The 21,125-nt window shown below is 73.3% G+C and carries 16 protein-coding genes and 1 riboswitch; of the genes, 7 read left to right on the forward strand and 9 right to left on the reverse strand.

Features of this window, described 5'->3' with window-relative positions; translation table 11 throughout:
* Positions 1–35 precede the first annotated feature (35 nt).
* Positions 36–512: an Lrp/AsnC family transcriptional regulator gene (locus GA0070618_RS27445; protein ID WP_414467614.1), complete on the forward strand. Its 477-nt coding sequence runs from the start codon at positions 36–38 to the stop codon at positions 510–512.
* Positions 513–544: 32 nt separating this feature from the next.
* The gene (locus GA0070618_RS27450; protein ID WP_088984201.1) at positions 545–832 is read left to right on the forward strand and encodes a DUF1905 domain-containing protein; all 288 of its coding nucleotides are present in this window, start codon (positions 545–547) and stop codon (positions 830–832) included.
* 128 nt (positions 833–960) lie between these two features.
* Here GA0070618_RS27450 and GA0070618_RS27455 read toward each other — a convergent pair whose 3' ends face one another.
* Both GA0070618_RS27455 and GA0070618_RS27460 read right to left on the reverse strand, forming a co-directional pair.
* Positions 961–7,503, reverse strand: coding sequence for a non-ribosomal peptide synthetase (locus GA0070618_RS27455; protein WP_088984202.1), 6,543 nt, complete (start codon positions 7,501–7,503; stop codon positions 961–963).
* Between the two features lie 313 nt (positions 7,504–7,816).
* Positions 7,817–8,047, reverse strand: a complete 231-nt coding sequence (locus GA0070618_RS27460) for a hypothetical protein (RefSeq protein ID WP_088985882.1) — start codon at positions 8,045–8,047, stop codon at positions 7,817–7,819.
* Positions 8,048–8,210: 163 nt separating this feature from the next.
* Here GA0070618_RS27460 and GA0070618_RS27465 point away from each other — a divergent pair, with 163 nt between their 5' ends.
* The 4 genes from GA0070618_RS27465 to GA0070618_RS27480 all read left to right on the forward strand — a co-directional run bounded on the left by GA0070618_RS27465 (position 8,211) and on the right by GA0070618_RS27480 (position 12,037).
* Positions 8,211–8,942: a histidine phosphatase family protein gene (locus GA0070618_RS27465; protein ID WP_088984203.1), complete on the forward strand. Its 732-nt coding sequence runs from the start codon at positions 8,211–8,213 to the stop codon at positions 8,940–8,942.
* A complete protein-coding gene (locus GA0070618_RS27470) occupies positions 8,926–9,795 on the forward strand; it encodes an NAD(P)H-hydrate dehydratase (protein ID WP_088984204.1) in 870 nt (289 codons plus the stop codon). The genes GA0070618_RS27465 and GA0070618_RS27470 overlap by 17 nt, the downstream gene beginning before the upstream one ends.
* Positions 9,796–9,941: 146 nt before the next feature.
* Positions 9,942–11,408, forward strand: a complete 1,467-nt coding sequence (locus GA0070618_RS27475; protein ID WP_088985883.1) for a S8 family peptidase — start codon at positions 9,942–9,944, stop codon at positions 11,406–11,408.
* Positions 11,409–11,539: 131 nt separating this feature from the next.
* Positions 11,540–12,037: a hemerythrin domain-containing protein gene (locus GA0070618_RS27480; protein ID WP_088984205.1), complete on the forward strand. Its 498-nt coding sequence runs from the start codon at positions 11,540–11,542 to the stop codon at positions 12,035–12,037.
* Positions 12,038–12,058: 21 nt separating this feature from the next.
* On the opposite strand, the gene GA0070618_RS27485 is transcribed toward GA0070618_RS27480, so the two are convergent.
* Complete coding sequence (locus GA0070618_RS27485; protein ID WP_088984206.1) at positions 12,059–12,934, reverse strand: metallophosphoesterase family protein; 876 nt, start codon at positions 12,932–12,934, stop codon at positions 12,059–12,061.
* Positions 12,935–13,064: 130 nt separating this feature from the next.
* Positions 13,065–13,154, forward strand: a riboswitch (ZMP/ZTP riboswitch).
* A gap of 17 nt (positions 13,155–13,171) precedes the next feature.
* Between GA0070618_RS27485 and GA0070618_RS27490 the strand changes: the two genes are divergently transcribed.
* Complete coding sequence (locus GA0070618_RS27490; protein WP_088984207.1) at positions 13,172–14,614, forward strand: glycine hydroxymethyltransferase; 1,443 nt, start codon at positions 13,172–13,174, stop codon at positions 14,612–14,614.
* Positions 14,615–14,664: 50 nt separating this feature from the next.
* Here the strand turns inward: GA0070618_RS27490 and GA0070618_RS27495 are convergent, their stop codons facing one another.
* From GA0070618_RS27495 to GA0070618_RS27520, 6 genes are all read right to left on the reverse strand, one after another.
* Positions 14,665–14,919 (reverse strand): hypothetical protein, encoded by a 255-nt coding sequence (locus GA0070618_RS27495; protein ID WP_088984208.1) that lies wholly within the window; start codon positions 14,917–14,919, stop codon positions 14,665–14,667.
* A gap of 66 nt (positions 14,920–14,985) precedes the next feature.
* Positions 14,986–16,353 carry an aminotransferase-like domain-containing protein gene (locus GA0070618_RS27500; RefSeq protein ID WP_414467615.1) on the reverse strand — a complete coding sequence of 456 codons (1,368 nt, stop codon included), beginning with the start codon at positions 16,351–16,353 and terminating at the stop codon, positions 14,986–14,988.
* Positions 16,296–17,441, reverse strand: a complete 1,146-nt coding sequence (locus tag GA0070618_RS27505) for an alpha-hydroxy acid oxidase (RefSeq protein WP_088985884.1) — start codon at positions 17,439–17,441, stop codon at positions 16,296–16,298. The genes GA0070618_RS27500 and GA0070618_RS27505 overlap by 58 nt, the downstream gene beginning before the upstream one ends.
* A complete protein-coding gene (locus tag GA0070618_RS27510; protein ID WP_088984210.1) occupies positions 17,434–18,432 on the reverse strand; it encodes an alpha/beta hydrolase in 999 nt (332 codons plus the stop codon). Before GA0070618_RS27510 ends, GA0070618_RS27505 begins: the two co-directional genes overlap by 8 nt.
* Before the next feature lie 9 nt (positions 18,433–18,441).
* Complete coding sequence (locus tag GA0070618_RS27515; RefSeq protein ID WP_088984211.1) at positions 18,442–19,659, reverse strand: cytochrome P450; 1,218 nt, start codon at positions 19,657–19,659, stop codon at positions 18,442–18,444.
* A gap of 71 nt (positions 19,660–19,730) precedes the next feature.
* The gene (locus GA0070618_RS27520) at positions 19,731–21,011 is read right to left on the reverse strand and encodes an SGNH/GDSL hydrolase family protein (protein WP_172900341.1); all 1,281 of its coding nucleotides are present in this window, start codon (positions 21,009–21,011) and stop codon (positions 19,731–19,733) included.
* Positions 21,012–21,125: the final 114 nt, after the last annotated feature.

The following is a 21,125-nucleotide window of genomic DNA, read 5'->3' on the forward strand; positions in this document are numbered from 1 at the left end:
AATCAGTGAGCCAGAATGACCAACCGGGCGTCGAGTTGTCCGCCGGGGCGGGACGAACGGCCCACCCGCTCGACGAGGTGGACCGGCAGATCGTCGCTGAACTGGTCGGCGACGGCCGGATGTCGATCCGGACGCTCGCCGAACGGGTACACGTGTCGCGCACCAACGCCTACGCCAGGATCGAGCGGTTGCTGCGGGACGGGGTGATCACCGGATTCGCCGCGCAGGTCGCCCCGGAGCAGGCCGGGCTGGGCACCTCCGCGTACGTCGCGTTGACGATCGAGCAGAACACCTGGCGCGAGGTGTCGGCGCAGCTGGCCCGGGTGCGCTACATCGCGCACGCCGCGCTGCTCGGGGGTGACCACGACGTGCTGGCGCTGGTTCGCGCGCCGGACAACGCGGCGCTGCGGGACGTGGTGCTGGGGCAGGTGCAGAGCATCCCGGGGGTGAAGTCCACCCGCACCTGGCTGGTCTTCGAGGAGTTCGACGGCACCCACAGCCCGTGGGCCTGAGCCGTGTCGCACCCGGTCCCTATCCTGGCCGGATGGAGCTGGAGTTCAGCGGCGAGGTGCGGTACTGGCGCGGCCCGGCACCCTACCACTTCGTCGGCGTGCCGGCAGAGGAGAGCGCCGCATTGAAGGCCGCCTCGGCGGCGGTGACCTACGGCTGGGGGATGATCCCGGTGGCCGCGCGGGTCGGCGCCACCCGGTGGACGACCTCGCTGTTCCCGAAGGACGGCCGGTACCTCGTGCCGCTGCGGGACGCGGTGCGCCACGCGGAGGGGATCGCGCCGGGCGAGGTGGTCACCGTGCACCTCACCGTCGGCGGCTGACCACCGCCGCGACCATGGCTCGCGGTCGCGTAGGAGTGACCGATCCGCTTGGCCGGCAACGCATAGCAGCTACTCGCCGACCCCTCACCCTCAGCCTGAGATGGATCTGCAGGATCCGACGAACCTACCTAGATGTCGGTGAGCGGGAACGGCTCGTGGCGGGCGGCGGGATCGGGGGTGAGCGGCGCGAAGGCCACGGCGGCCGGGGCGTCGTGCCGCGCCAGCTCGGCCGCCAGGTCGGCCAGGACCGGCTTGCGGAACAAGGTACGCAGCGACAGCTGCGCCGACATGCGCTGGTTGACGGCGTGAACGAGCCGCGAGGCCAGCAGCGAGTGCCCGCCGAGGTCGAAGAAGTTGTCGTATGCCCCGACGCGGTCACGGCGCAGCACCTCCGCCCAGATGGCGGCCAGCTCGGCCTCCCGCCCGTCGCGCGGCGCGACGTAGGCGGCGTCGTCCGCCTGGTCCGGCGCCGGCAGGGCGCGGCGGTCGAGCTTGCCGTTGGCGGTCAGCGGCAGCCGGTCCAGCACCGTCCAGCGGGTCGGCACCATGTGCTGGGGCAGCCGCAGCCGCAGGTGGTCGCGGGCCGCCTCGGCGGTGGCGTCGCCGGCCAGGTAGCCGACCAGGTGCGGGTCGCCGGGCGAGTCCTCGCGCAACATGACGGCCGCCTCGCGTACGCCGGGGACGTCCCGCAGGGCGCTCTCGATCTCGCCCGGCTCGACCCGGAAGCCGCGTACCTTGACCTGGTCGTCGGCGCGGCCGACAAAGTCGATCACGCCGTCGGCCCGGCGGCGGACCAGGTCGCCGCTGCGGTACATCCGCTCGCCCGGCCCCGCGTACGGGTCGGGGCGGAACCGTTCCGCCGTCAGCGCGGGCCGGTGCAGGTAGCCCCGAGCCAGACCGCTGCCGCCGATCCACAGCTCGCCCAGCACCCCGTCCGGCACCGGGTCGAGCCGGTCGTCGAGCACGTAGAACCGCGCGTTGGCGATCGGCCGGCCGATCGGCGGCAGCGCCGGCCAGCTGGCCGCGTCGGCGGTGGCCAGTGCGTACTGGCTGACCACGTGCGTCTCGGTCGGGCCGTAGTGGTTGTAGAGGTATCCGCCGCCGAGGCCCACGAGCAGGGCGCGGACGCCGTCGTCGATCCGCAGCGCCTCGCCGGAGGTGACGATCTCGCAGCCGGACGCGGGCGGGGGTTCGTCCGTGGTCAGGCCCGCCGTCTGGTGCAGCACCGCCGTCGGCAGGAACGCGCGCCGTACGCCCTGTTCGGCGATGAGGCGGCGCAGCCCGCCAACGTCCCTGGCGCGTTCCTCGTCGATCAGCACCAGCGTGCCGCCCTGGCACAGGGTGCTCCAGATCTCGGTTGCGGACATGTCGAAGCTGATCGAGGCGAACTGCAGCACCCGCTCCGGCGCCGGGCTGCCGGGCGCGGCGTACCGGAGCTGCCAGTCGATCAGGTTGTCGAGGCAACGCCAGGTCTGGGCCACGCCCTTCGGCCGGCCCGTGGAGCCGGAGGTGTAGAGGACGTACGCGAGGTGGTCGGGCCCGGCGACCGGGCTGGGGTCGTCGGTGGGCTGTCCGGCCCAGCGTTCGCTGTCCGTGGCGAGGTTGACGGCAGGCGGCGCGCCGGCGACCTCGGTGACGGTCGCGGTGTCGGCGCCGGTGAGCAGGAGGACCGGGGCGCTGTCGTCCAGCATGTACGCGAGCCGCGGGGCGGGGTAACCCGGATCGAGGGGCAGGTACGCGCCGCCCGCCTTGAGGATGGCCAGCAGCGCGACGATCAGGTCCGGCGACCGGCGCAGGCAGATCGCGACCAGCGAGTCGGGGCCGACGCCGAGGTCGCGTAGGTGGTGTGCGAGTTGGTTGGCGCGGGTGTTCAGGTCGCCGTAGCGCAGCGACCGTCCCTCGAACGTCACCGCGATCGCCTCGGGGTTGGCCGCCGCCCGCTCCTCGAAGCGCGCCCGGACGCCCTGCGTCACCGGCGACGTGGAGCGGTGGCGCACCAGCCGCTGCCGCTGCCGCGCGTCCATCAGGGACAGTTCGCTGATGGGCCGGTCGGGATGCTCCGCCATCTGGGTGAGGACGTGGTGGAGGTAGCGGGTGTGTTGGTGGGCGGTGGTGGGGTCGAACAGGGCGGTGGCGTATTCGAGGGTGCCGGTGATCCGGCCGTCGTGTTCGGTGAGGGAGAGGTTGAGGTCGAACATGGCGCTGGGGTGGGGGGTGGGCAGGGTGGTGACGTCGATGCCCGGCAGGTCGAGGTCGGTTTCCTCGTTGTTCTGCCAGGCGAACATGACCTGGAACAGGGGCGCGTGGGCGAGGTCGCGGGTGGGGTTGACGATTTCGACGACCTGTTCGAAGGGCAGGTCCTGGTGTTCGAGGGCGGTCAGTGACAGGTCGCGGACGCGGTGGAGTAGTTGGGTGACGGTGGGGTCGCCGTCGAGGTTGATGCGGAGGGCGAGGGTGTTGACGAAGAAGCCGATGAGGTCTTCGAGTTCGGTGCGGCGTCGGTTGGCGGTGGGGGTGCCGATGACGAGGTCGTGCTGCGCGGCGAGGCGGGACAGGACGATGGCCCAGCCGGTGAGGAGGGTCATGAACAGGGTGCCGCCGCTGTGGTGGGTGAGGGTGTGCAGGGCGGCGGTGAGGTCGGTGTCGAGGTCGACGGGCAGGAGGGCGCCGTGGTGGTCCTGTTCGGCGGGTCGGGGCCGGTCGGTGGGTAGTTCCAGGAGTATGGGGGCGTCGGTGAGGGTGTGGCGCCAGTAGGTTTTCTGGCGGGTGAGGGTGGTGTCGGTGAGCCATTGGCGTTGCCAGGTGGCGTAGTCGGCGTAGTGGACGGCCAGGGGTGGCAGTGGGTTGGGCTGGCGTTGGTGGAATGCGGTGTAGAGGGTGCTGAGGTCGCGGGTGAGGACGCCCATCGACCAGCCGTCGGCGGCGATGTGGTGCATCGTGAGCAGGAGGATGTGTCGGTCGGGGGCGAGGGCGACGAGTCGGCCGCTGATGAGGGGGCCGGTGGTGAGGTCGAACGGGGTGGCGGCTTCTTCGTCCTGGATCTGGGCCAGACGGCTGCCGGCGTCGGTGTGGCCGGTGAGGTCGTCGGTGTGGAGGGTGAGGCCGACATCGGGTGGGTCGATGTGTTGGTGGGCGTCGGCGCCGTTGGTGACGAAGCGGGTACGGAGGGCTTCGTGGCGGGCGACGAGGGCGTCCAGGGCGGAGGTGAGGGCGTCGCGGTCGAGCCAGCCGTCCAGTTGGAGGGTCAGTGGCAGGTGGTAGGCCAAGCTGACCCTGCCCAGGCGTTCCAGGAACCACAACCGCTGCTGCGCGAACGACAGCTCCAGCGCCCCGGCGCGGTCGACCGGGCGGATCGGCGGCAGCACGTCCCGGCCGTCCGGCGTCAGCCGAGCGACGAACGTGGACAGCACCGGCGCCGCGAAGACCGCCGCCGGCGACATCTCCCAGCCCAGCGCCTGCCGGATTTTCGACACCAGGCGCATGGCGAGCAGCGAGTGGCCGCCCAGGGCGAAGAAGTCGTCGTGGCGGCCGACCCGCTCGACGCCCAGCACCTCCGCCCAGATTCCGGCGACCATCGTCTCCAACAGGCCCACCGGTTCGGCGTAGCCGCGCTGGCCGAACGCCTCCCCGTCCGGCGCCGGCAGGGCCGCCCGGTCGAGCTTGCCGTTGGGCGTCAGCGGCCACGCGGCGAGGTGGACGAACGCCGCGGGCACCATGTACTCGGGCAGCTCGGCGGCGAGCCGGTCGCGCAGCGCGGCGGCGGTCGGCGGCTGCCCGGCGGCGGCCAGGTGGTAGGCGATGAGCCGCTGGTGGCCGCTGGTGTCGGGCCGGGCGACGACGACGGCCTCGCGGACGCCCGGGCAGGCGGCCAGCCGGGCCTCGATCTCGCCGAGTTCCACCCGGAAGCCGCGGATCTTCACCTGGAAGTCGTCCCGGCCGAGGAACTCGACCTGCCCGTCCGGCAGCCGGCGGCCCAGGTCGCCGGTCCGGTAGAGCCGGTCACCCGGCACGAACGGGCTGGCGGTGAAGCGCTGTGCGGTCAGTTCGGGCCGGTTCAGGTAGCCGCGCGCCACGCCCGCGCCGCCGATCCAGATCTCGCCGACCACCCCGACCGGCACCGGCTCGCCGGCCGCATCGAGCAGGTAGACCCGCACGTTGGGCAGCGGCCGGCCGATCGGCAGGCGCACCACGTCGGCCGCATCGGCGGGGAGCAGGTGGCAGGTGCTGTCGATGGCGGCCTCGGTCACGCCGTACGCGTTGACGATCCGCACCCGCGGGCCGCACAGCGTCCGCAGCTGGACGGCGTTCGCCGCCGTCCACGCGTCGGAGCCGCAGACCACCGTCTCCAGGCCGGCGAGGGTTCCGCCGACGGCGTCCAGGTACGCCATCAGCGGGTTGAGCACCGCCGGCACGAAGTCGGCGAAGTCCACGTCGTGCTGGCGCAGCAGCGCGTGCAGGCCCGGGCTGTCCAGCAGCAGCGGGCGCGGGCAGAGCACGAGCCGCCCGCCGAAGCCCAGCGCGCGCACCACGTCGGCGGTGAACACGTCGAAGGAGAAGCTGGCCATCTGCAGGTGCGTCAGGCCGGGGCGCAGGTCGAACAGGCGCTCCCAGGCGGCGGCGACCGCCACCAACTGCCGGTGCTCCACCAGTACCCCGTTGGCGGCGCCGGAGGTGCCGGACGTGTAGATCACGTACGCCAGGTGGTGCGGGGCCAGGTCGGCGACGACCGGGCCGGTCGCCGGCAGGTCCGCCCAGGCCGCCGCGTCGAGGTCGAGGTCGACGACGGGGGTGTCGGTCCCGGCCAGCGCGGCGCGTAGCCGGTCGCGGGCCGGGCCGTGGGTCAGCGCCGCGACGGGCGCGCTGTCGGCCAGCATGTGGGCGAGCCGGTCGACCGGGTAGGCCGGGTCCAACGGCAGGTACGCGCCGCCGGCCTTGAGGACCGCGAGCAGGGCCACCACCGTGTCCAGCGAGCGCTCGACGCAGATCGCGACCACCCGGTCGGGGCCGACGCCACGGTCGCGCAGGTGGTGCGCCAGCCGGTTGGCCCGCGCGTTCAACTCGCCGTACGTCAGCTCTTCGTTGTCGAGGACGAGCGCCACCGCGTACGGCTCCCGCGCCGCCTGGGCCTCGACGAGGTGGTGCACGCACCGCCCCGGCGGGTACGCCACAGTCGAATCGTTGCCGTCCGCCAGCAGCCGGCGCCGCTCGGCGGGCGGCAGGACGTCGAGCCGGCCCGCCGCCGCGCCCGGTGCCCGCTCCAGCGCCTCGGCCAGGGTCTCCAGCGCCCGCTCGACCATCGCGCAGACGCGGTCGGCCGGAATCTCGGCCGTGGCGGCGACCGTCAGGACGAAGTCGTCGCCCAGGTCGTCGACGTCCAGGGCGAGGGGGTAGTTGCCGCGCGCGTCGGCGGCCAGGTAGGTCAGGTCGTCCGCGCCGACCGTCGCCGTGGTCTCGGGCTCGGCCGGCACCGCGGCGTGCCGGTAGTTCAGCAGGGCGGTGAACAGCGGCGCGGGCGGCGCCACCCCGCTGCACGACTGGGCCAGCGCCAGCGGCGTGTTCTCGTGCCGGATCAGCTCGGTCAGCGTCTCGTGGGTGCGCCGCACGGCGTCCGCGGCGCCGGTTTCGCCGAGGGTGACCCGCACCGGGAGGGTGTTGATGAACGGCCCGAGCATCCGGTCGCTGCCGACGCCGCCCGGCGTCCGGCCGGACAGCACGGTGCCGAACACCACGTCCCGGCGGCCGCTGGTCCGGGCCAGCACCTGCGCCCAGGCGGCGTGGAAGAGGCTGGTCACGCTGACCTGGAGGGCCTGCGCCCGGTCGCGCAGCCGCCGCGACAGGCCGGCGTCGACGCGTACCCGGGCATCGCGCATGGCGCGGCCGTCGCCGTGGATGTCGAGCAGGCCGAAGGGCGCGGTCGGTGCGTCGACGTCGGCGAGCATCCCGCGGAAGAACGCCTCCTGCGCCGCCCGGTCGACGCCGCGCCGGATCCGGGCGACGAAGTCGCGGAACGGCAGCGGTGGCGGCAACCGGTCGGCCTGACCGGCCAGGTGGGCCTGGATCTCGGCGTTGAGCTGCTTGAGCGAGGTGTCGTCGATGATGTGGTGGATCAGCTCCAGGGCCAGCCACCTGCCGTCGCGCGGGTCGCGGGCGACCAGCAGCAGCAGGGGGGCATGGTCCAGGGGCAGGCGGCCGTACCGCCGATCGAAGTGTTCGCGCAGCTGCCGGCCCGGGTCGCCGCCCGCCGGGTCGAGCGTGACCTCCTCCACCAGCAGGGGCACCCGCCGCCACACCACCTGAACCGGCTCGTTGACGCCCTGCCAGACGATCCCGGTGCGCAGGATGTCGTGCCGGGCGATCACGGCCTCCAGCGCGGCCCGGTAGCGGTCGAGCCGGTCCCGGTCGGCGAAGCCGATCAGGCTGGTGACCAGGTACGGGTCACCGTCGCGGGCCATCAGGTGGTGGAACAGGATCCCTTGCTGCATCGGGGCCAGGGGATAGATGTCCTGGACGTTCGGCGCCCCGCCGGGGACCGTGGCGACGACCGCGTCGATCTCCCGCTGGCTCAGGTCGACCAGCGGCAGCATGTTCGGGGTGATCCGGGCGCAGTCGGCCGGGATCAGGTTCGGCGGGACCTCGGCCTGGCCCGGCCCGGCGCCGACGGCGGTCGACAACGGCAGGGGACCGGACCAGTCCGGCAGGGGCTGGGTCTCTGCGGTTGTCCGTACCTGATCAGGGGCCGATTCGTGGAACGAATGACCGTGCGGCAACGTGCCCCCTCGACTCCTGCTGCCAACTGCTACCTCCCGCCGGGAAGTTCGTTCACGTTAGTTGACTGATCAAGCGAAGGCCAGAGTCGATCTCCGGTTCCACCCCACCGACGCGTGAGCTGCGTGAAGCCGCGCGTGGCCGGGAAGTTCACCGGCGGCGTGCTCGCCGCGGCGGCGCGGGCCGGGGATCGCCCGACCCGCGCCGCCCGCCCGGGTGTTACCCCTTTTCCTGCTGAATCCGCTGCATGAGCAGCTGTTTGCCCTGTTCGCCCGCCTTGCGGTTGTTCTCCTGGATCTTGCGGAACCAGGAGGCGAGCTCCTTGTCGCCCCGCTCCTCGGCGTCGGCGATGTAGTTCTCCATCCGCCAGATGTGTTCGAGCGAGAGCTGGAGCGCGTGGATCAGGTCGTAGTTCTTGTCCTTGACCGGGCTCATCGGTTCCCTGACCATGGTCGCCACGGTGCACCTCCCCTGGTTCGCCGTTAACGGTCGGCCCGCGCTTACCCGCCGGCCCACCGTTCACGCGTCCCGCCGACCGCCACCTGAGCCGCCCCGCGCCGGCCACGGACACCGCCCGGTTACCGGAACCGGACCGCCGGGTAGGGATGGGCGCATGGCGGAGCTGGAACGGCTGTGGATCATCAGGCACGGGGAGAGCACCGGGAACGTCGCGGCGAGCCGGGCCGAGGCGTCCGGAGCCGACCTGGTCGACATCACCGAACGGGACGCGGACGTGCCGCTGTCGGCCACCGGGCGGGAGCAGGCCGAGGCCACCGGACGCTGGCTGGCCGCCCGGCCCGACGGCGAGCGCCCCGACGTCGTCGTGGTCTCGCCGTACCGGCGGGCCGCGCAGACCGCCGAGCTGGCCCTGGCCGGACTCGACGTGCCGGTGCACCGGGACGAGCGCCTGCGCGACCGGGAGCTGGGCGTGCTCGACCTGCTCACCTCGCACGGGGTGGCCAGCCGGTTCCCCGAGGAGGCGGAGCGCCGGGCCCGGCTGGGCAAGTTCTACTACCGTCCGCCCGGCGGCGAGTCCTGGGCCGACGTGGCGCTGCGGCTGCGCGCCCTCCTCGGCGACCTGCGCCGCGACCACGCCGACCGGCGGGTGGTCCTCTTCGGCCACGAGGCGCTGGTCTTCCTGCTCCGCTACCTGCTGGAGCCGATCTCCGAGCCGGAGCTGGTCGAGCTGACCCGGCGGCACCGGCTGGGCAACTGCTCGGTCACCGGGTGGCGGCGCGGCCCGGACGGCGGGCTCGGGCTGACCGTCTTCAACGACGTCACGCACCTGCGGGAGCAGGGCACCGAACCGACCCGGGAGGAGGGCGTCGATGCCGAACCGGTCTGAGCCGAAGGTGATCACGCCGGCGCTGCTGCGGAACTGGGCGCTGCCCGTGCCGACCGGCGGCAAGGAGACCCGGGGCACGGTCCTGGTGGTCGGTGGCTCCCGGGTAACCCCCGGGGCGGTGCTGCTGGCCGGGGTGGCGGCCCTGCGGGCCGGAGCCGGGGTGCTGCAACTGGCCGCCGCCGAGTCCACCGCGGCGGCACTGAGCATCCAGGTGCCGGAGGCACTGGTGGTGGGGCTGCCGGAGACCCGCGACGGCGCGGTCGCCGGAGGCCGCGCCGAGCGGCTGGACGAGCTGGTCGCCGAGGCCGACGTGGTCACCGTCGGGCCCGGGCTGCACGACATCGACGAGACCCGGGCCGTGCTGCACCGGGTGCTCGACACGGCGGGGCCCCGGACGGCCCTGGTGCTCGACGCGTACGCCCTGGGCGCGCTCAGCCACGAACCGGACCTGCTCACCAGGACGGACCGGACCGCGGTGCTCACCCCGAACCTCACCGAGGCTCGTCACCTGCTGGGCCGCGACCCCGGCGACGACCTCGACGCCGAGGCCACCGAGCTGGCCGAACGCTACCGGGCGGTGGTGTCGCTGTACGGGCACGTGGCCAGCCCGGACGGCCGGCGGTGGCGGGAGGAGAGCGGCGACGCGGGTCTGGGCACCTCCGGCAGTGGCGACGTCCGGGCGGGGCTGCTGGCCGGACTGCTGTCCCGGGGCGCCGACCCCGAGCAGGCCGCCTGCTGGGCGGCGTTCGCGCACGCGGTCAGCGGACAGCGGCTGGTTCCCCGCTACGGTCGGATCGGCTTCCTGGCCCGCGAACTGCTCGACGAGATACCCCAGGTGTTGGCCACCGTCTGACAGGTCGCGTCTGACCGAACGGATGTGTGTAACGCCACACCCGCTCCCTACGCTGGTCAACCGAGGGCGGGCACCTCGCCCGCCCCCGCCGGACGCGTGCCCCGAACGGATCCGCGACCGGCGGGAACAGCCCCCTGGGAGTGTGTGTGAAGTTCATCCGTCGCAAGACACTTGCCGCGGCCTCGACCGTGGCGCTCGGTGTCGGCCTCGCCGTCACCGGTGGGCTGGCTCCGGCGTCCGCAGCCGGTCCGGAGACGACGTTCCTGGTGCTCGCGCCGCAGGGCGCGTCGACGGACCGGGCGGTGGCCCGCGCGAAGGCCGCGCAGGGCACCGTGGTCGCCACGTACGACCAGATCGGCGTGCTGGTGGTCCGCTCGACCAACCCCGACTTCGCCCGGCAGGTCGCCGGCGCCGGGGTCGACTCGGTTGCCTCCACCGCCGGACTGGGCACCGCGCTGGACGAGGGCGAGACGGTGGAGCTGACCGATCTCACCTCGACCAGCGCCGACCCGACCGGCGAGCCGCTCTTCGGCCAGCAGTGGGACATGCCGATGATCAACCTGCCGCAGGCACACGCGGTCACCACCGGCAGCCCGAACGTCGTGGTCGGGGTGCTGGACAGCGGCATCTCCAGCAGCCACCCGGACCTGGCCAGCCAGATCGCCAAGGACAAGAGCGCGAGCTGCATCGGCGGCGTCCCGGACACCACCGAGGCGTCCTGGAACCCGACCACCTCCGACCACGGCACGCACGTGGCCGGGACCATCGCCGCCGCGATCAACGGGGTGGGCGTCACCGGCGTCGCCCCGGGCGTCAAGGTGGCGGCCGTCAAGGTCGTCAACGACGACGGCTACATCTTCCCCGAGGCGGCGGTCTGCGGCTTCCTCTGGGCCGCCGAGCACGGCATGCAGCTGACCAACAACAGCTACTACATCGACCCGTGGGAGCTGAACTGCCGCAACGACGCCCGGCAGCGTCCGGTGTGGCAGGCCGTGCAGCGGGCCATCCGGTACTCGCAGGGCAAGGGCGTGCTGCACGTGGCGTCCGCCGGCAACTCCAACTACGACCTGGCGCACAAGAACGTCGACACGGGCAGCCCGAACAACGGCACGCCCGAGGTGCGGGAGGTCAACAGCGCCTGCCTCGTCCTGCCGGGCGAGGCGCCGGGCGTGGTGACCGTCTCGGCGGTCGGCCCGACCGGGGCGAAGAGCTACTACAGCTCGTACGGGCAGGGTGTGGTCGACGTGACCGCGCCCGGCGGCGACACCCGCTTCCGCACCCAGGGCGCCCGCTCCACCACCTCCGACGCGATCCTGTCCACCACGTTCAACGTGGTGACCCGGACCAACGGCTGGGGTTACAAGCAGGGCACCTCGATGTCGGGCCCGCACGCGACCGGCGTGGCCGCCCTGGCCGCCTCGGCCCACCCGGGAATGAACCCGGGTCAGCTGGCGGCGTTCCTGGAGCGCACCGCCGACCCGGTGTCCTGCCCGGCCGGGGTGTACAACCCGGTGCCGCTGCTGGGTGACGCCTACGACGCCACCTGCTCCGGCGGGGCCCGCAACGGCTTCTACGGCGCGGGCATGGTCGACGCCCACGAGGCCGTCCGGTAACCACGGCACGCCCACCACGGTGAGGGGCCCGGCGCGCGCGCCGGGCCCCTCACCCGTCCGGGTGAGGTCTGTTTTGCCCGGCCCGACCGGGGGTAGCAGGGCGATCACCAGCCCACCCGAGGAGGTCAACGGTGTCCACCGACGCGATCGTGCTGCTCAAAGAGGACCACAAGGAGATGCGCCGCCTGTTCCGGGAGTTCCAGGACGCCCAGGACGGTCCGCCGAAGCGGCGGCAGGAGCTGGTGAACCAGATCCTGGAGGCGCTGACCGTACACACCTACCTCGAGAACGAGGTGATGTACCCGGAGATCCGCCGGCTCCTGCCCGACCTGGAGGACGACATCCTCGAGTCGTACGAGGAACACCACGTCGCCGACGTGCTCTGCGTCGAGCTGGCCAGCATGGACGCCGACGACGAACGCTTCGTGGCCAAGACGACGGTGCTGATCGAGAACGTGACGCACCACGTCGAGGAGGAGCAGGAGTGGTTCCCCAAGGTGCGGGAGGCGCTCGGCCGCAAGCAGTTGCAGGAGATCGGTGAGCGGATGCTCGCGCTGCGCCCGGACGCGCCGCGCACCCCGACCGCGCCGAAGGCGCTGAAGAAGGCGCTCGACGCGGTGACCGCCTGAGCCCGACCCCGGACGGCCCGGCTACCGGAGCGGCTGAATCGCCGGCCACTCCGGTAGCTCACCGGGCGGCGTCGGCAGGATCCGCCGCAGCCGTGGTGGGTTCGGCCGGCGCTTCCACTCGCGCGGATAGCCCACCGAGACCTCCTCGAACCGCACCCCGTCGTACACGCTGGTGCGGGGGATGTGCAGGTGACCGTAGACGACCACGGCGGCCCGGTAGCGCAGGTGCCAGTCGGCGGTGGCGGTCGTGCCGCACCACTGGGCGAAGATCGGGAACCGCAGGATCCGGGTCGGCTCCCGCACCAACGGATAGTGGTTGACCAGCACGGTCGGCATCTCGTCGAGCGCGTCGAGGCGGGCCCGGGTCTGCGCCAGCCGCGCCGCGCACCACGCCTGCCGGCTCGGGTGCGGGTCGGGGTGGAGCAGGTACTCGTCGGTGCAGACGATCCCGGTACGGTGCGCCTCGGCCAGCGCCTCCTCCCGGTCCATGCCGTCGGGGAGGAAGGTGTAGTCGTACCCGAGGAAGAGCGGCACGATCCGCACCGGCCCCTCCGGACCGCGCCAGATCTCGTACGGGTCCTCCGGGGTGACCACGTCGAGCCGGCGGCACAGGTCGACCACGTGCCGGTAGCGCTCCTCGCCCCGCAACGTCACCGGATCGGTGGCCGGCGTCCAGAGCTCGTGGTTGCCGGGCACCCAGACCACCCTGGCGAACCGCTCGCGCAACTGGCCGAGCGCCCACTCGATGTGCGACACCGTCTCGCCGACGTCCCCGGCGACGAGAAGCCAGTCCTCCGGCGACTCCGGCCGCAGCTCGTCGACGATCCGGCGGTTGTCCGCGTATCCGACGTGCAGATCACTGATCGCGACCAGGCTGCCGCCGCCCTCCCCCACCATGACGACGATCTTACGGACACCGCCGCCGGGCCAGCGTCCCCGCGCACGGCCCCGGCGGCGGCGCGCTCGCGCCCCGCTCCAGCCCGGGCGGAGCCTCGCCGGAGGCCGGCCGCCCGACCCGGTAGGATCGCCGGTGGGCCGTGACTGGCGCGTGGGGATGGAGCACCATCGGGAAGCGGCCCCGTCATGAGGACGCACGCCGAGCGCCTGGGCCTTCCGCACCGTACTGGAGGTCGCATGCCGTCGTCGCCGAACGCCGAGTCCACCGCTTTCCGCAGCGCCCTTGAGGCGATCCGCGCCGTCGAGCCCCGGGTCGCCGACGCCATCGGCGCCGAGCTGGCCGACCAGCGGGAGTCGCTGAAGCTCATCGCCAGCGAGAACTACGCCTCCCCGGCCACCCTCCTGGCGATGGGCAACTGGTTCAGCGACAAGTACGCCGAGGGCACCGTGGGCCGCCGGTTCTACGCCGGCTGCCAGAACGTCGACACCGTCGAGGCGCTCGCCGCCGAGCACGCCCGAGAGCTGTTCGGGGCCGCGCACGCGTACGTGCAGCCGCACTCGGGCATCGACGCCAACCTGGTCGCCTTCTGGGCGATCCTGGCCGACCGGGTCGAGGCCCCGGCGCTGAAGCGGGCGCAGGCCCGGCACGTCAACGACCTGACCGAGGCCGACTGGTTCGCGCTCCGCCGTGAGCTGGGCAACCAGCGGATGCTCGGCATGTCACTGGACGCCGGCGGTCACCTCACCCACGGCTTCCGGCCGAACATCTCCGGCAAGATGTTCGACCAGCGCAGCTACGGCACCGACCCGACCACCGGGCTGGTCGACTACGACAAGGTCGCCGAGGCGGCCCGGGAGTTCAAGCCGCTGATCCTGGTCGGCGGTTACTCCGCGTACCCCCGGAAGGTCAACTTCCGGATCCTGCGGGAGATCGCCGACGAGGTGGGCGCCACCTTCATGGTGGACATGGCGCACTTCGCCGGGCTGGTCGCCGGCAAGGTCTTCACCGGCGACTTCGACCCGGTGCCGCACGCGCACATCGTCACCACCACCACCCACAAGTCGCTGCGCGGACCGCGTGGCGGCATGGTGCTCTGCGGCCCGGAGCTGGCCGACCAGGTGGACCGGGGCTGCCCGATGGTGCTCGGCGGCCCGCTGCCGCACGTGATGGCCGCCAAGGCGGTCGCCCTGGCCGAGGCCCGCCGCCCCGACTTCGCCGACTACGCGCAGCGCATTGTCGCCAACGCCCACGCCCTCGCCGAGGGGCTGCTGCGGCGCGGGGCCACCCTGGTCACCGGGGGCACCGACAACCACCTGGTGCTCATCGACGTGACCGGCTACGGGCTGACCGGCCGGCAGGCCGAGCAGGCCCTGCTGGACTCCGGCATCGTGACCAACCGCAACGCCGTCCCGCAGGACCCGAACGGGGCGTGGTACACCTCCGGCATCCGGATCGGCACCCCGGCGCTGACCACGCGGGGCCTCGGCACCGACCAGATGGACGAGACCGCCGACCTGATCCACACCGTGCTCAGCCAGACCCGCCCGGGGGCGAACGCCGACGGCACGCCGTCGAAGGCGAAGTACGTCCTCGACCCGACGGTCTCCGAGCGGATCGCCAAGCAGGCCAGCGACCTGGTCGCCGGTTTCCCGCTCTACCCCACCGTCGACCTGGGCTGACGACCGGCCGGTCGGGGTGGCGCCGGGGCCCGGCGCCACCCCGACCGGGGTCAGATCGGCATCGGCCGCTTGAGGTGGTAGCGGTGCACCTCGGTGCTGCCCTGGACGTTGTTGACGTCCTCGGCCGCGGAGACCAGTTCCCACCCCTCCCGGCCGACCCGGTTCAGGTGGGCGATGGCGGTGTCGCCGTACGGGGTGACGTCCCGGCGTGAACCGTCCGGGCCGTACCAGGTGAACGTGACCTCGAAACTGCGCCCCTGCCCTTGGTAGCGGCGGACCAGTAGTGCGTACTCCCAGGCGACCATCGTTCCATTATCGCCGTCCACACCGGAGCGTGTCGTGGCGAGGCGGTGCGTGTCGCGGCGGACGCGTCAGGTGACCGCACGCCGGTCGAGTTCGTCGGCGAGCAGGGCGGCCAACCGGTCCAGACCGAGGTCGATCTGCGCACCGGTGACCGCGCTGACCGACAGCCGCAGGGCCTCGACCGGAGCGGTGTCGTCGTAGAAGTGGGCCATCGGCGTCCAGAGCACGCCGTACTCCTGCGCGGACCGGGCCAGCAACGCGTCGTCGACCGGGAACGGGACGGTCACCACCGCGAAGAAGCCGCCGGCCGGGACGGTCCACCGCACCGGGGACGGCGGCGGGAAGCGCCGGGCCAGGCCGGCGACGAGGTGCCGCAGGTTACCGGCGTAGACCGCCCGTTCCCGCCCGTTGGCCCGGGCCAGGCTGCACCCGTGCGCCAGCAGCCGGCCGCCGACCACGGCCTGGGCGATGGGCGAGGTGTTCACGGTGACCATGCTCTTGATCTTGGCGAGCTGGTCGGCGAGCAGCCCGACGGTCCCGTCCGCGCCCCGGACCCGCTGGTCGGCCACGACGTAACCGACCCGCGCGCCGGGCAGCACGGTCTTGGCGAACGAGCCGAGGTAGACCACCCGGCCCCGCTCGTCGAGCGCCTTCAGGGTGGGCAGCCGGGCCGTGCCGTCGGCCGGGAAGAGGCCGTACGGGTTGTCCTCGATCAGCAGCAGGTCCTCCGCCTCGGCCAGGTCGAGCAGCCGGCGGCGGTCGGCGAGGCTGATGCTCACCCCGGACGGGTTGGCGAAGTCCGGCATCACGTAGCAGGCCCGGGGACGCTCCCCGGCGGCCCGGGCCTGGTCCAGTCGGCTCCGCAGGTCGGCCAGGTCGATGCCGTCCGGCCCGCCCCGGACCGGCCGGACCGGGAAGTCCAGCAGCCGGGCCGCCCCGGTGAGCCCGACGTAGGTGGGCGCGACCGCGAGCAGGACGTCCCGGGGATCGGCGCGCAGCGCCCGCAGCACCAGGAACATCGCCTCCTGGCAGCCGACGGTCACCACCACCGCCTCCGGGTCGACCGTGACGCCCTCGTCCACGGCCAGGTTGCGGGCGATCAGCTCGTGCAGGATGCCCTTGGTGCGGCCGTACTGGAACAGGGTGCGCCGGACACCCGCCTCGTCCTGGCCGAGCTCGTCGGTCAGGTACCGGCGGAACCGGTCCAGGTGGCGGGGCAGGTCGTCGGCGTCGAAGAACTCCTCGTACGGCCGTCCGGCGGCCAGGCTGACCGCGTCCGGGTACCGCTGGGCCACCTCGTTGAGGAAGTTCATCGAGTTCAGCGCGGGATCGTCGACCGCCGGGTGCAGCGCGGCGACGTCGATCTCCACCGGCGCGCTCATCGGTGCCCCCCGGTCAACGCGCGCAGCTCCCGGGCCTCGGCCGGGTCGGCGCAGCCGGCCAGGACCAGCGCGTCGCGCAGCTCCTCGGCCAGCAACGACAGGGCACGTTCCGCGCCGGAGCGCCCGCCCGCCGCCAACGCCCAGAGCATCGGCCGGCCGACCAGCACGCCGCTCGCGCCGAGCGCCAGGGCGCGCAGCACGTCGGTCCCGCCGCGCACCCCGCTGTCCAGCAGCACCTCACCGCGACCGTCGACGGCCGCGAGGACCTCGGGCAGCATGGTGACGGCGGCCGGCGCCCCGTCGAGCTGCCGGCCACCGTGGTTGGAGACCACCACCGCGTCCGCGCCGACGGAGGTGGCGAGGGCGGCGTCACGGGGGTCGAGGATGCCCTTCACCAGCAACGGCAGCCGGGTCTCCGACCGCAGCCACTCCAGGTCCGACCAGGTCAGGGCGGGAGCGAACACCGCGTCGGTGTGCGCTGCCACCGCCGACACCCCGGGGGTGCCCTGGTGGGCGAGGTCGTTCCGGCCGCCGGGCAGGTTCGCGGCCACCACCTCGGCGGGCAGGCGGAACGCGTTGCGCAGGTCGCGCAGGCGGCGGCCGAGCACCGGCACGTCGACGGTCACCATCAGCGCCGTGCAGCCGGCCTCCTCGGCCCGGGCCAGCAGGTCGACGACCAGACCCCGGTCCCGCAGCCAGTACAGCTGGAACCAGACGTCCGCGCCGGTCGCGGCGACCTCCTCGATCGGGCAGCTGCCCAGGGTGCTGGCCACGTAGGGCACACCGGCCCCCCGGGCCGCCGCCGCGAGGGCCAGCTCCCCGTCCGGGTGCACCAGCTTCTGGTACGCCATCGGCGCGACCGCCACCGGCAGCGCCGCCGGCCGACCGGCGAGGACGGCGTCCAGTCGAGGGGCACCGGACCCGCGCAGCACCCGGGGCAGCACGGCGACCCGGTCCAGGGCCGCCCGGTTGGCGGCGAGGGTGGTCTCCGCGCCGCTACCCCCGGAGACGAAGTCCCACACGTCGGCGGGCAGCACGGCGCGGGCCGCCGCCGCGAAGTCGGCCAGGCAGACCGGCTGCTCCCCGGTGGTGGTCCCGGGTCCGACCGACGCGCCGGCGGGGGTCACGACGGACTCAGCCATCGGCCCGCCTCGCGCCCGCCGGCCCCCGGTCCGGGCCGGAGCCCGCTCCGGCCGCCGGAGCGTGCAGGCGGGCCCGCAGCCAGCCGGCCGCCCGGTCGAGGGCATGCCGCCCCCCGTCGAGGACGCCGGACATGGCGAAGAACCCGTGGATCATGCCGGCGTAGCGGGCCAACTCGGTCGGCACGCCGGCCTCGCGGAGCCGTTCGGCGTACCGCTCCCCCTCGTCGCGCAGCGGGTCGTACTCGGCGGTGATCACCAGCGCCGGAGGCAGGCCGCCGAGGTCCTCGGCGAGCAGCGGCGAGGCGAGCGGGTTCCGCCCGTCCGCCGGGTCGGCCAGGTAGTGCCCCCAGTACCAGTCGACCGAGGTCCGGTTGAACAGGTACGGGTCCTCCGACTCACACATCGAGTCGGTCTCGCCCCGGTACAGGGTGTTCGGGTAGACCAGCAGCTGCCCGGCGAGCGCCGGCACGCCGTCCCGGCGGGCCAGCAGGGTGACCGCCGCGGCGAGGTTCCCACCGGCGCTGTCCCCGCCGACGGCCAGCCGGGCCGGGTCGACGCCCAGCTCGTCGGCGTGCGCGGCGATCCAGGCGGTGGCGGCGTGGCAGTCCAGCACCGCCGCCGGGAACCTGTTCTCCGGGGCGAGCCGGTAGCCGACGGTGATCACCTGACAGGGCACCGCGTTGGCCAGTCGACGGCAGATGCCGTCGGCGGTGTCGATGCTGCCGAGGGTCCAGCCGCCGCCGAAGAAGTAGACCAGGGTGGGCAGCGGCCCGTCGCCGGCCGGACGGTAGATCCGGATCGGCAGGTCCCCGGCCGGGCCGGGGACGGTCCGGTCGCGTACCTCGTGCACCGGCTCGGCGTCGCCGCCGCCGGCCCGGATCGCGGCCAGGTCGGCGGCGCGGGCCTCGGCGAGGGTCTGGGTGTAGAGCTGGGGCGTACCGGCCGCCGCCCGGCGGGCGCGGTACGCCAGGACCTGCGGGTCCAGTGGCATGTCGGTCTCCTAACCGCCGGTGGTGACGAGCAGCTTGTCGATGCCGCGCAGGAAGAGGCTGCCGCTGTAGGTGGGCTCCTCGGTGACGGCCATCCGGGGGAACCGGGCGAGCAGCCGGGGCAGCGCGAGCCGCCCCTCCAGCCGGGACACCGCGGCACCGAGACAGAAGTGCAGGCCGAGGCCGAAGGCGAGCGACGCCGGCCCGGTCCGGCGCGGGTCGAAGCGGTCCGGGTCGGGGAAACGCGCCGGGTCCCGGTTCGCCCCGGCGAGCAGCAGCAGGACGTTCTCGTCCCGGGCGACCGGGACGCCGTCCAGGTCGAGGTCGCGCGGCGCGGCGCGGGCCAGGAAGTGCACCGGGTTCTGCATCCGCAGGATCTCGTCGACGCAGCCGGCCGCCAGGGTGTCGTCACCGGGCAGCGCGGCGACCGTGTCGGGGTGGTCCAGCAGGATCGGCAGCCCGTTGCTGAGCATGTAGACCGTGGTGACAAAGCTGGCGTTGAAGAGGACGACCAGGTTGCTGATCAGCTCGTCCTCGGTGAGCCCGACGTCGCCGGCGTCGACCGCCCCGACCAGCCCGCTGATCAGGTCCTCGGCCGGGGTGCCCCGCCGGTGGGCGATCAGGTCACGGTAGAACTCGCGCAGCTCGGCGGCGGCGCTGTTCGCGGCGGCCAGCCGTTCCGGGGTCTTCCCGGCCACGTCGAGGAACGCGTCGATGGACTCCACCCGGTCCCGGTACCACGCCAGGTCCCGCGCCGGGATGCCGATGAACTCCGCCATCACCAGGGCGGGCACCGGGTGGGCGAACTCGGCGACGAAGTCCACCTCCGTGCCGCCCGCCCCGGCCTCGGCCATCCGGTCCAGCAGCGTGTCGACGACCCGCGCCACCACCGGTTCCAGCGCGCCGAGGCGACGCGGGGTGAACGCCTTCGCGAAGACCTGCCGCATCCGGGTGTGGTCCGGCGGGTTGACGAACATCATCGAGGTCTGGAGCGTCCGCAGCACCTCGTGGTCCCGCCAGTTCGGTGGCGGCTGCTTGAAAAACTCGGGGTCGCGCAGGATCCGGGCGACGGCGTCGTAGCCGACCGCGACGGCGGTCACCGAGCGGTGCTCGCCCCGGTCGGGCACCGGGGCCACCGGCCCCAACTCGTGCAGGGCGGCGTAGTACGGGTACGGGTCCTGGCGGCCCTCTTCGCTGTAGAGGCCGGTCAGGATCTGGTGGACGTCCACGTGCGGTGCTTCCTCCCCAGGAATGACGGCAGGAAGCGGCGGGGGATCTCCCCGCCGCTTCCGACGCGCTGTTACAGGTCGAGCAGCCGCAGGTTGACGGCGTCGGCCATGGCCTTGTTGCCCAGGTCGTTCGGGTGGATGTGGTCCCCCGAGTCGTACGCGGGCAGCAGCCGGCTCGGCTGTGCCGGGTCACGGAGCACCTGGTCGAAGTCGAGCACCCCGTCGAACTCGGTGCTGCCGCGCAGGTACGCGTTGACCGCCTGCCGGGTCGCCTCCTTCTCCGGCGTCCAGACGCCCACGGCGCCGTGCCCCTCGTACGGGGTCAGCGTCGCGACCAGGCTGGTCAGCCCACGCTGCTTCACCTGCTGGTTGATCTGCCGCAGGCTGGCGATGATGCTCTCGGCGGAGTCGCCCGACATCCAGATGTCGTTGATGCCCAGGTGGGTGACGACGGTCCGCACGCCGGTCTGGGCGAAGACGTCCTCGTTGAGTCGGGCCACCGCGTTCGGTCCCAGCTCGTGGTAGCCGGGGAAGCCACCCGCGCCGGGCTCGGTGCCCTCGTGGTTGAGCCGGTTGCCGGCGAGGCTGGCGTTGAGCACGCCCGGCGTGCGGACCTCGGAGCGGGTGTCGATCAGCCGGTCGGCGAGGAAGTCCGGCCAGCGCTTGTTGGCGTTGACCGTGCTCGCGTTGCCGTCGCCGATCGAGTCGCCGAGGACCACCACCGCGCCCGGGCTCTTGCGCCGCTCGACGTCCACGCCGGAGAGGAAGAACCAGCAGCAGTCCGGGCGGATGGTGAAGCCCGCCCCGCCGGCCGCGCCGGTCAGGTCGGTGGCCCCGATGTACGTGGTCTGCCGCGACTGGCCGTGGAAGGTGACCGGCCCGGTCGAGGTCGGGAAGTGCAGGGTCACCACCAGGTCCTGCTGCTCGCCGACGGGCAGGTCGACCGGGTCGCTGAGCAGTTCCCCGCCGCGGTTCATGGTGGCGGTGGCGGAGCCGCCGAAGGTCAGCTCCCGCAGCGTCCCGGTGTCGACGTCGGACAGGTCGTTCGGGGTGCTGGTGTTCGGCTTGGCGACGGTGGCCCGACCGAGCTTGACGGCCTGCTCACCGAAGATGTTGCTGAGCCGGATGCGCAGCCGGTCACCACCGACGGTGGTGTGCACGACCATCCGGACACTCTGGTTGTTCAGCCCGGTGTTGGTCAGCCCGACCGAGTTGCCCCGGGTGACCGCGGCGGCCCAGGTGCCCGCCCACACGTCGCGCGATCGGTCGTTGCGGTTGACCTCGGCCGACGGGCCGGCACTGGCCACGACGGCGGGTGTGCCCGTGACCAGCAGCGCCGTGGCGGCAGCCACGACGTGCCATCTTTTCGGGGTCGACATTGAACCTCCATTATCGGCAGCCCGGGGGCCGGCCGCTGGTCGGCGGCGCCCGGACGATGGTCCAGAAACCTAACGGCGCTGCTGACA

Origin of the sequence: Micromonospora echinospora, from assembly GCF_900091495.1 — a bacterium.
Classification (GTDB): domain Bacteria; phylum Actinomycetota; class Actinomycetes; order Mycobacteriales; family Micromonosporaceae; genus Micromonospora; species Micromonospora echinospora.

Coding starts and splice junctions, on each gene's coding strand:
- GA0070618_RS27450 (WP_088984201.1), top strand. CDS start 545: ATGGAGCTGGAGTTCAGCGGCGAGGTGCGGTACTGGCGCGGCCCGGCA.
- GA0070618_RS27460 (WP_088985882.1), bottom strand. CDS start 8,047: ATGGTCAGGGAACCGATGAGCCCGGTCAAGGACAAGAACTACGACCTG.
- GA0070618_RS27465 (WP_088984203.1), top strand. CDS start 8,211: ATGGCGGAGCTGGAACGGCTGTGGATCATCAGGCACGGGGAGAGCACC.
- GA0070618_RS27470 (WP_088984204.1), top strand. CDS start 8,926: ATGCCGAACCGGTCTGAGCCGAAGGTGATCACGCCGGCGCTGCTGCGG.
- GA0070618_RS27485 (WP_088984206.1), bottom strand. CDS start 12,934: ATGGTGGGGGAGGGCGGCGGCAGCCTGGTCGCGATCAGTGATCTGCAC.
- GA0070618_RS27490 (WP_088984207.1), top strand. CDS start 13,172: ATGCCGTCGTCGCCGAACGCCGAGTCCACCGCTTTCCGCAGCGCCCTT.
- GA0070618_RS27495 (WP_088984208.1), bottom strand. CDS start 14,919: ATGGTCGCCTGGGAGTACGCACTACTGGTCCGCCGCTACCAAGGGCAG.
- GA0070618_RS27505 (WP_088985884.1), bottom strand. CDS start 17,441: ATGGCTGAGTCCGTCGTGACCCCCGCCGGCGCGTCGGTCGGACCCGGG.
- GA0070618_RS27510 (WP_088984210.1), bottom strand. CDS start 18,432: ATGCCACTGGACCCGCAGGTCCTGGCGTACCGCGCCCGCCGGGCGGCG.